The organism is Salinicoccus luteus DSM 17002 (assembly GCF_000712035.1).
GTDB classification, from domain to species: domain Bacteria; phylum Bacillota; class Bacilli; order Staphylococcales; family Salinicoccaceae; genus Salinicoccus; species Salinicoccus luteus.
Map to the genome: position 1 here is coordinate 496,736 of NZ_KL544008.1, position 12,853 is coordinate 509,588.

The 12,853-nt window shown below is 51.2% G+C and carries 11 protein-coding genes and 1 riboswitch; of the genes, 10 read left to right on the forward strand and 1 reads right to left on the reverse strand.

The window, feature by feature from the left end:
* The first annotated feature begins 18 nt into the window (after positions 1-18).
* The 5 genes from BO53_RS0112305 to rny all read left to right on the forward strand — a co-directional run bounded on the left by BO53_RS0112305 (position 19) and on the right by rny (position 5,178).
* A complete protein-coding gene (locus BO53_RS0112305; RefSeq protein WP_031548640.1) occupies positions 19-822 on the forward strand; it encodes a DUF3388 domain-containing protein in 804 nt (267 codons plus the stop codon).
* Positions 823-831: 9 nt separating this feature from the next.
* Complete coding sequence (locus tag BO53_RS0112310; protein WP_031548641.1) at positions 832-1,647, forward strand: helix-turn-helix domain-containing protein; 816 nt, start codon at positions 832-834, stop codon at positions 1,645-1,647.
* Between the two features lie 4 nt (positions 1,648-1,651).
* Positions 1,652-2,239: a CDP-diacylglycerol--glycerol-3-phosphate 3-phosphatidyltransferase gene (gene pgsA / locus BO53_RS0112315; RefSeq protein ID WP_031548642.1), complete on the forward strand. Its 588-nt coding sequence runs from the start codon at positions 1,652-1,654 to the stop codon at positions 2,237-2,239.
* A gap of 169 nt (positions 2,240-2,408) precedes the next feature.
* Positions 2,409-3,461: a recombinase RecA gene (gene recA / locus BO53_RS0112320; protein WP_031548643.1), complete on the forward strand. Its 1,053-nt coding sequence runs from the start codon at positions 2,409-2,411 to the stop codon at positions 3,459-3,461.
* A gap of 163 nt (positions 3,462-3,624) precedes the next feature.
* Positions 3,625-5,178, forward strand: coding sequence for a ribonuclease Y (gene rny / locus BO53_RS0112325; RefSeq protein WP_425414488.1), 1,554 nt, complete (start codon positions 3,625-3,627; stop codon positions 5,176-5,178).
* A 45-nt stretch (positions 5,179-5,223) separates the two neighbouring features.
* On the opposite strand, the gene BO53_RS0112330 is transcribed toward rny, so the two are convergent.
* Complete coding sequence (locus tag BO53_RS0112330; RefSeq protein ID WP_031548645.1) at positions 5,224-5,436, reverse strand: hypothetical protein; 213 nt, start codon at positions 5,434-5,436, stop codon at positions 5,224-5,226.
* A gap of 89 nt (positions 5,437-5,525) precedes the next feature.
* On the opposite strand from BO53_RS0112330, the gene BO53_RS0112335 reads away from it, so the two are divergent.
* The 5 genes from BO53_RS0112335 (at position 5,526) to BO53_RS0112355 (ending at position 12,650) form a co-directional block, all read left to right on the forward strand.
* Complete coding sequence (locus tag BO53_RS0112335) at positions 5,526-6,284, forward strand: TIGR00282 family metallophosphoesterase (protein WP_031548646.1); 759 nt, start codon at positions 5,526-5,528, stop codon at positions 6,282-6,284.
* Positions 6,285-6,383: 99 nt separating this feature from the next.
* Positions 6,384-8,123 carry a 2-oxoacid:acceptor oxidoreductase subunit alpha gene (locus BO53_RS0112340; protein ID WP_031548647.1) on the forward strand — a complete coding sequence of 580 codons (1,740 nt, stop codon included), beginning with the start codon at positions 6,384-6,386 and terminating at the stop codon, positions 8,121-8,123.
* Complete coding sequence (locus tag BO53_RS0112345) at positions 8,123-8,989, forward strand: 2-oxoacid:ferredoxin oxidoreductase subunit beta (RefSeq protein ID WP_031548648.1); 867 nt, start codon at positions 8,123-8,125, stop codon at positions 8,987-8,989. The genes BO53_RS0112340 and BO53_RS0112345 overlap by 1 nt, the downstream gene beginning before the upstream one ends.
* 123 nt (positions 8,990-9,112) lie before the next feature.
* Complete coding sequence (locus BO53_RS0112350) at positions 9,113-10,834, forward strand: ABC transporter ATP-binding protein (RefSeq protein ID WP_031548649.1); 1,722 nt, start codon at positions 9,113-9,115, stop codon at positions 10,832-10,834.
* On the forward strand, positions 10,827-12,650 hold the full coding sequence (locus tag BO53_RS0112355) for an ABC transporter ATP-binding protein (protein WP_031548650.1): 1,824 nt from the start codon (positions 10,827-10,829) through the stop codon (positions 12,648-12,650). The genes BO53_RS0112350 and BO53_RS0112355 overlap by 8 nt, the downstream gene beginning before the upstream one ends.
* Before the next feature lie 48 nt (positions 12,651-12,698).
* Positions 12,699-12,789, forward strand: a riboswitch (TPP riboswitch).
* Positions 12,790-12,853 lie beyond the last annotated feature (64 nt).

Below are 12,853 nucleotides of genomic sequence, written 5' to 3' on the forward strand. Positions count from 1 at the left end.
ACAGAGAACAAAAGGCCGATGTATCCAGAGCGGAACATCGAACAGTATATGGAGTATGAAATATTGAATAACCGTCCCGGTCTGCTGGGGGATATTTCGTCCCTTCTTGGCAACCTCGGCATCAGTATCGATACGATAAATGGGGTAGAGAACAGGAGAAGGGGACTGCTCCTGAGGACCGATGAACTGAACAAGCTGAAGCGCTTCGAGTATATGACCAAGTATATCGATGACATCAATATACTGAAGATCCGGAAGCCCCAGGTGCGGGACCGCCTCGCTGTCAGGCATGGCCGATTCATAAAAAGGGATGAGGAAGACAAGAAGCTCTTCCGTTTCACCCGGCAGGAAATCGGGATACTGGTCGACTTCCTGGCGGAAGTATTTCAGGAAAAAGGACATCAGCTCATAGGGATTCGGGGCATGCCGCGCGTAGGAAAGACGGAATCGATCGTCGCCGCGAGTGTCACTGCGAAGAAGAAATGGCTCTTCCTGTCCTCTACACTGATCAAGCAGACCGAGCGGACAAGCCTGCTCAAAGGCGAGTACGACCAGAACAATGTCTTCATCATAGATGGTGCGGTGACGAGCAATTCGACGGATGAGGCGCATAAACAGCTGATCCGTGAAATCATGAGCTTTCCCGCCATAAAGGTCATCGAGCATCCGGATCTTTTCATTGAAGGCATGCAGTACAAACTTGAAGATTTTGATTACATCATTGAACTCAGGGAAGACGAGAACCAGGAGATCACCTATGAAAAACATAGAAAGCAGCACTGGTTCGAAGACGAAGATATGAACTTCTTCGGTGGAATGTAGGGAGGCCCCATGAAACTCGGTGCATATTTGAAAAACAAAAGAGAACAATCGGGAATTACGCTTAAGGAAATGCAGGAGAGATCCGGTATCCGCAAGGATATCATCAAGGTGATTGAGGACGGAGATCTGAAAGCCCTCCCCGAGCCCCGTCACGCGCCCTTCCTGCTGCGCCAATATACAGAGGCGGTCGGACTGGACTACGAGGGGGTGGCGGAGAGATATGCCGATGAGATACCTGATGAGAGTCCAAACGAAAGAAAAAGACAGCAGTCGGAAGATGGGGACTACCAGTATTTCAAAAGGGTGCTGGTCAGCTTCCTTGTCCTGGTCGGTGTACTCTTCGCAGGGTGGATGATACTGCTCCAGATCGGTTCCCAGACGGACATCTTCGAAGAAAAGCCCATTTATGAAGTGGACGAGGAGGTGGTTTCCCCGTCGGAAGAAAGTGAAGAAGAGACGGAGGAAGCTGCGACAGCGGAAGAGCCGGCAGAGGAGCCGACGGAAGAACCGGTGACAGACTATACGTTCAGCGGCTCTGATGGCAGCACACTCTATTATGATCTCCATGTGGAAGCGCCACTTACCATATCGCTGGCTGGCAATAGTGCTTCCTGGGTGGCCCTGACTGATGACGCAGACCATACCTACGCCTACGAGAACCTGACCGAAGGGGAGTACGAAATTTCCCCGGAAGCGGACATCGTCTATCTGACCTTGGGAAATGCGACTGATTTTGAGGTGTTGATCGATGGCGAGCCACTTGAGAATCCGAGGCAGGGCGAGTCTGTCACCGTCTATTACGAATTCAATTTGATAAAGGAGTAGGACCATGAATATACCAAATCAGCTGACTGTGTTCAGAGTGATTCTGATTCCGGTCTTCCTGGTATTCATACTTGTCGATTTCGGCTGGGGGACCACCTCGTTCCTCGGGAGCGAACCGATTGCCGTAAGTCAGTTGATTGGCGCCGCCATCTTTGTGGTGGCAGCTTTGACCGACTTCCTCGATGGATACTTGGCAAGGAAATGGAATCTGATCACCAATATGGGGAAATTCCTTGATCCGCTGGCCGATAAGCTCCTTGTGACTTCCGGCCTGATCGTCCTTGTGGAGCTGCAGACGATATCATCATGGATTGCGGTCGTCATCATCGCCCGCGAATTCGCCGTGACAGGATTGAGATTATTGCAGATAGAACAGGGGTATGTAAGTGCTGCAGGGCAACTTGGCAAAATCAAGACGGTGTGCCAGATGATTGCGCTCGTACTTCTCCTGTTCGGTGACATGTTTACACAATATCTCCCTTTTTCACCCGGCATCGTCATGATGTACATTGCAGTATTCTTTACAATCCTGTCCGGAATAGAGTATTTCTATAAGGGCAGGGCCGTTTTCCAGGCGGACAACAAGGAATGATTTCCGCCGCCGTTTCATGTGTTTCCCCCGTAATTGAGTGCACACGCATACAGCAATCGGAAAACCGCGAACAACCGCTTGAAAACAGCCATAAAAAGCGAACATATATTCGCTTTTTGATGTCGATTATGCTATAATATATTACGAAGCGAATTAATGGAGGGTAATTATGGACGAAAGACAAAAAGCGATAGATACAGTGATAAAGAACATGGAAAAGTCATTTGGCAAAGGCGCAGTCATGAAGCTTGGAGACGATGTGGGGCGCAAAGTATCCACAGTTTCCTCAGGCTCCATCACATTGGACAAGGCGCTTGGCGTAGGCGGATATCCGAAAGGGCGCATCATAGAGATCTACGGTCCGGAATCCTCCGGTAAGACGACCGTGGCACTGCATGCGATTGCTGAGGCACAGAGAAATGGCGGCATTGCAGCATTCATCGATGCAGAGCATGCACTGGATCCCGACTATGCTAAAAATCTCGGTGTGGATATAGAGAACCTCTATCTTTCCCAGCCGGATACAGGTGAGCAGGCACTGGAAATCACTGAGGCATTCGTAAGAAGTGGTGCAGTGGATATCGTGGTCGTCGACTCGGTTGCAGCACTGACGCCAAAGGCGGAAATCGAAGGCGAGATGGGCGATGCTCACGTCGGACTCCAGGCGAGGCTCATGTCCCAGGCACTCAGGAAGCTCTCCGGTGCGATTTCCAAAAGTAATACGACAGCCATGTTCATCAACCAGATCCGTGAAAAAGTCGGTGTCATGTTCGGTAATCCGGAAACGACATCCGGCGGCCGTGCGCTCAAGTTCTACAGCTCCGTGCGTCTTGAAGTCAGACGTGCCGAGCAGCTGAAGCTCGGTCAGGAGATCGTCGGCAACCGCACGAAGATCAAAGTGGTCAAGAACAAGGTCGCACCGCCATTCCGTGTCGCGGAAGTCGACATCATGTACGGCAAGGGCATCTCCAAGACAGGAGAGATGGTCGACCTTGGTGTGGAGTATGACATCGTTGAAAAGAGCGGTGCCTGGTACTCCTATGAAGGTGAACGGCTTGGACAGGGCAAGGAGAACGTAAAAGAGCATCTTGCCAATAATCCGGCACTGCTCGAAGAGATCGAAGGCAAGCTGCGCACTGCACTCGGTTTCGGCGGGCAGAAGGAAGAGGACGCCAAAGAGGAATCAGCTTCAGACAAGCTGTTCGACGAGGACGAAATCTAACCGAATACCGTAATGCCTTTCAAGCACCAGAATGCAATTAAGACGTTCTGGTGCTTGCGTTTTTATATGATTATCTTTAGAATTGGGTGTATATAATATTGAATTCGAATAATATTATATAAAACAATAGCTAGAGCCTGTTAGGGAGGTGTTTATTGTGGACATGATAGACATTTTCTTAATCTTGCTTGGCATTATTCTAGGTGTTGTTATCGGATATTTTATCGTCAGAAACACTTTGACTAAACGGCAGCAAGAGGCGCGTACTTCTGCTGAGCACATTATTAATGAAGCGAAGAAGCAGGCGGATAGCCTCAAGAAAGAAAAGCTGCTCGAGGCAAAAGAGGAAAATCAAAATCTCAAGGATACATTCGAACGTGAATCCAATGAGAAAAGAGATGAACTCAAGGCACAGGAATCCAGACTGCTGAACAGGGAACAAGTTCTTGATAGAAAGAGCGAAGTTCTCGACAAGAAAGATGAAGCGCTGGATCTAAAGGAAGCCAAAATTGAAGAAAAACAGCAAATGGTTGATGCCGAGGATCAGAAGATTAAAGAAATTATCAGTCGGCAAGAAGAAGAACTCACTCGCATCTCCGGACTTACGCGCGAAGAGGCGCGGGATGAAATTTTTGCAGAAGTAGAGCGGGAACTGTCACACGATATGGCTGTAATGGTCAAAGAGAAAGAGAATCAGATGAAGTTGGAAGCGGACAAGAAAGCGAAAGAACTGCTTGCTGTAACTGCACAACGCTATGCAGCGGAATATACAAGTGAATCGACAGTATCGGTCGTTACATTACCGAACGATGAGATGAAAGGGCGCATCATCGGCAGGGAAGGCCGTAACATTCGCACCCTTGAAACATTGACGGGCATAGATTTGATCATCGATGATACACCAGAAGCCGTCATCCTTTCCGGTTTCGACCCGATTCGCCGGGCAATCGCCAAAAATGCTCTGGAAGCGCTGGTACAGGATGGAAGAATTCATCCGGGCCGCATAGAGGAAATGGTGGACAAGGCGAAGCGCAACATGGAGACGAACATCCGTGATGCAGGGGAAGCAGCGGCATTCGAACTTGATATCCACAACTTGCACCCTGAACTCATCAAGCATCTTGGTAAAATGAAATATCGACTCAGTTATGGACAGAATGTACTGAAGCATTCCGTTGAAGTGGGCTATCTTGCAGGCATGCTTGCAAGTGAACTCGGGGAAGATGTCCAACTGGCGAGACGGGCAGGCCTCCTGCACGATATCGGCAAGGCGATCGACCATGAGGTCGACGGCAGCCATGTTGAAATCGGAGTCGAACTCGCAAAGCGCTATAAGGAGCATGGGACAGTGATCAATGCGATCCATTCCCATCACGGTGACGTTGAACCGACAAGTATCATTTCGATACTCGTTGCAGCAGCCGATGCGCTGAGTGCAGCAAGACCGGGCGCACGCAGGGAGACGCTTGAGAACTATGTAAAACGTCTTGAGCGCCTTGAATCGATTGCCGAAGGATATGAAGGTGTCGAGAAGACATTCGCCATCCAGGCAGGTCGTGAAATCCGCGTAATGGTCAAGCCGGATGAGCTGGATGATCTGAAGGCCCACCGTCTTGCACGCGATATCAAGAAGCAGATCGAAGAGGAACTGCAATATCCTGGACATATCAAAGTGACAGTCGTCCGAGAAATGCGGGCAGTGGAATATGCCAAATAGAAAAACCAGCAGGTAACCCTGCTGGTTTTTCTCATGTCTATATACTTAGAGGTTGAGGTCGATGTCACGGATATTCTTGAAGGCTTCACTCGTCTCCTGGGCGCTGTTGGAATACCTCTCGTATTTCTCAGCAAGCTTATAGGCGCTCAGGTAGAGTTCAAGGCTGTCTTTCGCTTTATCCTCAACGGATTCGCTCGTTGAAGGATTGGCCAAAAGCGCCAGCTTCGCAAATTCTTTGGGATCAATGGATAATGTCACATTATTCACTCCTAGGTATTTTTATAAAATATAGATTCCCCAAAACATGTATAATAAACATCAAATTGAAATTCAAAGGATGAGAATGAATGCGCATTTTATTTATCGGAGATATCGTTGGAAAAATCGGCAGGAGGATGCTGAAGGAGCATCTGCTTACTTTGAAGCGCCAGCACGGGGCACAGGTGGCGATCGTCAATGGAGAAAATGCCGCACATGGCAAGGGCATCACCGAGAAAATCTACAAGGAACTCCTGACTGCGGGGGCGGATTTCATCACGCTTGGCAATCATGCATTCGCCAAGCGGGACGTGTATGAGTTCCTGGATGAGGACATACGCATGATCCGCCCTGCAAACTTCCCGGAAGGGGCTCCCGGCAGAGGCTACGGTGTGGTGAATGTAAACGGTGTAAAGCTGCTGATCATGAACCTGCAGGGACGCAGTTTCATGGACGCAATCGACTGTCCATTCAGGAAGGCTGACGCCATCCTGGAGGAGATCCAGGCCGATGAAATATTCGTCGATTTCCACAGCGAGACGACAAGCGAGAGCCTGGCCATGGGACACTATCTCGATGGACGGGTGGATGCCGTCGTCGGCACACATACACATGTACAGACGAATGATGAACAGGTGCTGCCGGAAGGGACGAAGTATATAACGGATGTGGGTATGACCGGCTTCAGGGACGGCATACTCGGCATCAGGAAAGAGGAGGTCATCGAACGGTTCCTCCACCAGCTGCCCGTCAGGCACAATGTGCCGGAAGAGGGGCCGGGCATCCTTTCCGGTGTCATCATCGACACGAAGACCAATAAAATAGATACGATCCGCATCAGGGAATAGCGGTCATCCAATAGGCTGATTTTCTGTGAATCGATGCACTGATCATCGAAAATTGCCCCGAATTTTGGTATATTAGATAAGGACAAGGAGGCAATGTGTATGAATGAACAATTGTCATGGAAAGTCGGTGGCCAGCAGGGTGAAGGCATTGAATCGACTGGAGAAATCTTTTCAACAACACTGAACCGTATGGGATATCACCTTTACAGCTATCGGCATTTTTCGAGCCGCATCAAAGGTGGGCATACTAATAATAATGTAAGAATTTCAACCAAGGAAGTCAGGGCGGTCAGCGACAACACCAATATTCTCGTTGCGTTCGACCAGCAGACGATAGATGTCAACAGCCACGAGCTTGTTGCCGGAGGCATTATACTTGCCGACAGCAAATTCAAGCCGGAAAAGGATGAGGACCTGGATGTGCAGCTCATATCCATTCCCTTCACTGCCACGGCCAAAGAGCTCGGCAGCCAGCTGATGAAGAACATGGTGGCGATTGGAGCAAGCGCCAGACTGATGAACCTGGAGCTCCAGCCCTTCAAAGATATGATCTATACGATGTTCATCAAAAAGGGCCAGGAGATCGTCGATTCGAACCATGAAGCGCTGCTGCAGGGCTATCAGCTGATGGATGATGAGATGGATACGATCACGGGCGATTTTGAAATGCTGCCTTCCGACAGCGATCCCCGCCTGTTCCTGATCGGCAATGACGCGATCAGCTTCGGTGCACTGAATGCCGGAGTGCGGTTCATGGCGGCATACCCGATTACACCAGCAAGTGAAATCATGGAATATATGATCAACCACCTGCCGAAAGTGGGCGGTACGGTCATCCAGACGGAAGATGAGATTGCTGCAGTGACAATGGCAATCGGTTCGAACTACGCCGGTGCCAGAAGCTTCACTTCCTCAGCCGGACCGGGCCTGTCACTCATGATGGAGTCGATCGGACTTTCGGGAATGACAGAAACACCGCTCGTCATCGTCGATACGATGCGGGGCGGCCCGTCGACCGGACTGCCGACGAAACAGGAGCAGTCCGACCTGATGCAGATGATCTACGGTACACACGGGGACATCCCGAAAATCGTCCTCGCACCGTCAGACGTCGAGGATGCTTTCTATACGACGATCGAGGCATTCAACCTGGCAGAATACTACCAGGTGCCGGTCATCATGCTGTCGGACCTGCAGATGTCCCTCGGCAAGCAGTCATCCGCTCCTTTCGACATGTCACGTGTCGAGATCAACCGCGGCAAGACGATTACGGAGGATATTGAAGGGCAGGACGATGAATACTTCGAGCGCTATAGCGATGAAGAAGACGGCATTTCACCGCGTCCGATCCCAGGCATCAAAGGCGGCATCCACCATGTTACAGGAGTGGAGCACAGCCCGGCCGGTACGCCGAATGAGGGTCCTGAGAACCGCCAGATTCAGATGGATAAGCGCATGAGGAAATTGAAGGACTTTACGATGGAAGAACCGTTCAAAGCAAGGGGCGGTGTGGAGAGCGAATTGCTCATCCTGAGCTTCCTGAGTGTCAACGGCGTCGCCAATGAGGCGGCCGAACGCATCGATGCGGATATTACGACGATCAACCTCAAACAAATTCATCCGTTCCCGATTGACGCACTGAGACCTTACCTTGATGGTGCAAAGGAAATACTTGTGATCGAGCAGAACTACAGCGCACAGCTGCAGAGTGTTCTCAAGATGAACTACCATGGACATGACAGAATCCGCTCCCATGTCAAATATGATGGCACGCCTTTCAAACCCAATGAAATTGAAGCGCATATCAATTCAATTCTTAAAATAAAGGAAGTTATGTAATGGCGACATTCAAAGATTTCAGAAACAATATCAAACCAAACTGGTGTCCCGGATGTGGAGATTTCAGTGTCCAGGCAGCCATCCAGAAGGCCTGTGCTGCGAATGGACTCGAACCGGACGAGCTGGCTGTCATCACGGGCATTGGATGCAGCGGCCGTTTGAGCGGCTACATCAAGTCATATGGCTTTCACGCCACACACGGACGCAGCCTTCCCGTCGCGCAGGGGGTCAAGATGGCGAATGATGACCTGACGGTCATCGCCTCCGGCGGAGATGGGGATGGTTTCGCAATCGGCATGGGACATACCGTCCACGCCCTGAAGCGGAACATCGACATCACCTATATCGTCATGGACAATCAGGTGTACGGTCTGACGAAGGGCCAGACATCACCGTCATCCGATAAGGGATTCGTTACGAAGACATCTCCTGACGGTTCCAAGGAGACGCCGATTCAGCCAATCAAAACGGCGATGGCAAGTGGTGCTACATTCGTCGCCCAGAGTGTAAGCTCCGACATCAAGCAGCTGACCGCCATCATCCAGCAGGCGATGGACCATAAGGGATTCAGCTTCATCAATGTATTCAGCCCATGTGTCACCTACAATAAGGTGAATACGTACGATTGGTTCAAGGAAAACCTGATACCGGTCGAGGACATTGAGGACTATGACCATACGGATGCACAATCTGCGATGCAGAACATCATGGCGCATGAAGGCATGCTGAAGGGCATCATCTATCATGATGAAGAAGCAAAATCCTACCAGGAACACATCGACGGCTACCTCGACCAGCCTCTGGTCAAGAAGGAAATGACGATCGAAAATGATACATTCAATGAACTGATGGCCGAATTCAGATAGGATCTACTGCAGTACACCTGAAGTACAGAAGCTTCGGGTGTATTTTTTTGGCTGTCAAAAAAGACAGAATTATGTCATAATTAGTTTAATACTTCGGTAACCGAAAGAAATGGGTGGAAACAATTGCTAACAGTCTATAAATACGCGCTCAAATATAAATGGTTCATCGCAGTGGCCCTGTTCTTCATGTTTATTGAACTGGCAGTGGAGCTTCTGCAGCCGTATCTCATATCGAAGGTGATTGATGACGGTATCGTCGCCCAGGATATCGATACCGTATGGTTCTATCTGGCCGTCATGTTCGCCATCAGCATGGCTGCGTTCATCAGTGGTATCATCAATTCCTATTTTTCGAGCCATGTCGCCAACAGCTTCAGCTATGACATAAGGACAGCCCTGTTCAGGAAAGTGCAGTACTTTACTTTGGCCACCCTGTCCAAGTTCCCAACATCCAGCCTGATCACGCGGATGACGCAGGATGTGCTGCAGACGGAGATGCTCCTCTACATGTCGCTGCGCATCATCCTCCGGGCGCCGCTGCTCGTCGTCGGATCGCTCATCATGTCGTTCGTCGTCAATCCGACACTCGGGTTCTACCTGTCGTTCCTGACACCGCTGCTGCTGATCTTCCTCATCTTCACTGCCCGCAAAGGGGGCCAGGTATTCCTGCGCGTCCAGAAGCGGCTGGATAAGATCAACCGCTTCATCCAGCAGAACCTGGAGGCTGTAAGGCTGATCAAGGCGAATGACCGCGAACAGTTTGAAATCAGCAAGTTCAGCAAAGTCGCCGGCAGGCTCAGGGACGATACGATCTATGCACTCCGGCTGATGGAGTCCATCATGCCTGTCCTATTGCTCATCATCAACGGCAGCCTGCTCATCGTCCTTTGGATGGCTTCCGACCTGCTGCAGAACAACACCGTTCAGGTCGGGGAAGTCGTCGCGGTCATCAACTATGCCCTGAGGATGCAGGGTGGATTCTCCATGTTCGCATTCATCATCATCGCATTCAGCCGGTCGAAGGCGTCCAGTGAACGGATGGCCGAAGTCCTGAACACACCGGTCAGCGTAAACGAGAATGATGTGATAAAGAAGGAGGACCGGGCGGGTACCGTAAGATTCGACAATGTCTCCTTCAAGTATCCGGGATCGACACGCTATGTACTCCGGAACATCACTTTTGACATCAGGGAAAATGAGAAATTTGTCATCATGGGCGGCACCGGGTCCGGAAAGAGTACCCTGCTCAGTCTGATACCGAAGATGTACGATGTCAGGGAGGGCGATGTCTATGTCAACGGGACCAATGTCAAAGACTGGAATGAAGATGACCTGAGGCAGACCATCGGCTATGTGCCCCAGTCCGCCGTGCTGTTTTCGGGCAGTATTTTCGAAAACCTGCTGTGGGGGGACCTTGAAGCCGGGGAGTCCGAGATCTTCACCTCCACACAGAAGGCACAGATCCACCATTCGATCGAGTCGTTCGACCACCGCTACGACACACGAGTGGGGCAGCGGGGCGTCACGCTTTCCGGCGGGCAGAAGCAGCGCCTGTCGATTGCACGGGCACTTGTCAGGAAACCGGGCATCCTCATACTCGATGACAGCACCTCTGCACTCGACATCCGTACGGAATCGGCATTATGGGAATCCATCAAGGATGAGAATACGACGCGCATCATCGTCACACAGAAGGTCATTACGGCCAGGATGGCAGACCGGATCCTGCTCCTCGACAACGGGGAGATCAGTGCACTCGGGTCCCATGCTGAGCTGATGGAGCAGTCCGAACTCTACCGTTCCATCGTCGAATCTCAAACGGAAGGGGGGCAATTGGATGATTGATTTTATCAGACGGCCATTCGGCCATGAACCGGTCCTCAAAAAAGAGGAGATCGGCCGCAGGAAAAAGAAGGAGGACCAGCGGGCGAACGACATCACGGGCACCCTCAAGCGGATGTGGCAGTTCATCTCGGAGGAGCGGGCGCTTCTGTACGGCATCATATTCCTCGTGACACTGACCAGCCTGCTGAGCATCACGGGGCCCTTCCTCGTCGGATACATCGTGGACAACTACTTCATACCAGGAGATATGGACGGACTGTCCACCATACTGCTCTTCCTGCTCGTCGTTTATATCCTGCTGTCATCGACGCAGTATACCGCAGCCTTCTTCATGGTCGGACTGTCCCAGCGGACGGTCTATAAGCTGAGAAGCCGGCTGTTCTCACATATGCAGAAGCTACCGGTATCATTCTACGACAAGCGGCAGCACGGCGAGCTTATGAGCCGCATGACCAATGACATCGAGACGATTTCACAGACGCTCAATACATCGTTCATCCAGTTCACGACAAGCATCGTCACACTGATCGGTACGATCAGCGTCATGCTTTATCTGAGTCCACTGCTCACACTCCTCACCGTGCTGATCATCCCGGTGCTGATATTCGCTGTAGGCTTCATCACAAGGCGCACCGGTCCGCTCTATAAGAAGCGGCAGCGGGCGACCGGGGAGCTGAACGGATATATCGAAGAGATGGTATCCGGGCAGGAGATCGTCAAGGTCTTCTCGCAGGAGGAGACGGCGATCCGCAACTTCAATGAAAAGGCGGGAAATCTCAGGGACATCACATTTTGGGCATTCCTGTACGCCGGCTTCATCCCGAAAGTGATGAACATGCTGAACAACGTCAGCTTCACGATTGTGGCCGGTGCCGGCGGCCTGCTCGTCTTCTATACGGATGGTGTCGTCACGATCGGCACCATCGTCGTGTTCGCAGAATATGCACGGCAGTTCACCCGGCCGCTTGCCGACCTGTCCAACCAGTTCAACCAGGTGCTTTCCGCCATCGCCGGAGCGGAGCGCGTATTCGGCATCATCGATTCCGAGCCGGAGAAGGATGAAGGGAAGATCACCGACAAAATCATAGCGGGTGAGATTGAATTTGATGATGTCTCATTCTCCTATGACCCGACGCAGAAGACCCCGACGATCAGAAACTTGAGCTTCAGGATTGATGCAGGCGAATCGGTCGCTTTGATCGGTGCGACCGGTGCCGGCAAGACGACCGTCATGCAGCTCCTGGCCAGGTTCTATGAAACGGACTCCGGGGAGGTCAGGATCGATGGGGAGAACATCCTCGACTACAGCCGTTCGACCGTCCGTTCGCAGACGGCGTTCGTCCTGCAGGATCCCTACCTGTTCGAGTCGACGATCCGGGAGAACATCCGCTACGGCAAACTCGATGCGACGGATGAGGAAGTGGTCGAGGCGGCAAAGCTTGCCAACGCCCACGAATTCATCGTTGCGCTCGAAGAGGGCTATGACACGGTGCTGGAAGCCGATGAAGGGTTCATCTCCCAGGGACAGAAGCAGCTGATATCAATCGCCCGCGCCCTGATTACGGATCCGGCCATACTGCTCCTGGACGAGGCGACGAGCAGCATCGATACAGTAACGGAGCTCAAGATACAGGAGGCGCTCGAGCGGCTGATGAAGGATCGGACAAGCATCATCATCGCCCACAGGCTGAATACGATAAAGGCCGTGGACCGCATCTTCGTCATGGAGCTCGGTGAACTGGTCGAAAGCGGCTCTGAAGAGGAACTCGTCAGACAGCGCGGCCGCTACTACCAGATGGTTGCCGACAATAAATAGCTTCACAAAATTCAGAAAGTGTACTATCATGGAGCCAACCGAATAAATAACCACCACTAGGGGTGTCCGCAAGGACTGAGAATTACCCTTATCACCTGATCTAGATCATACTAGCGTAGGGAAGTGGCATATTTACATATAATATGCACACCACTCCGCTAGTGGTGTGTTTTTTGTTTGGAATATATTATATGGAGGTTTTA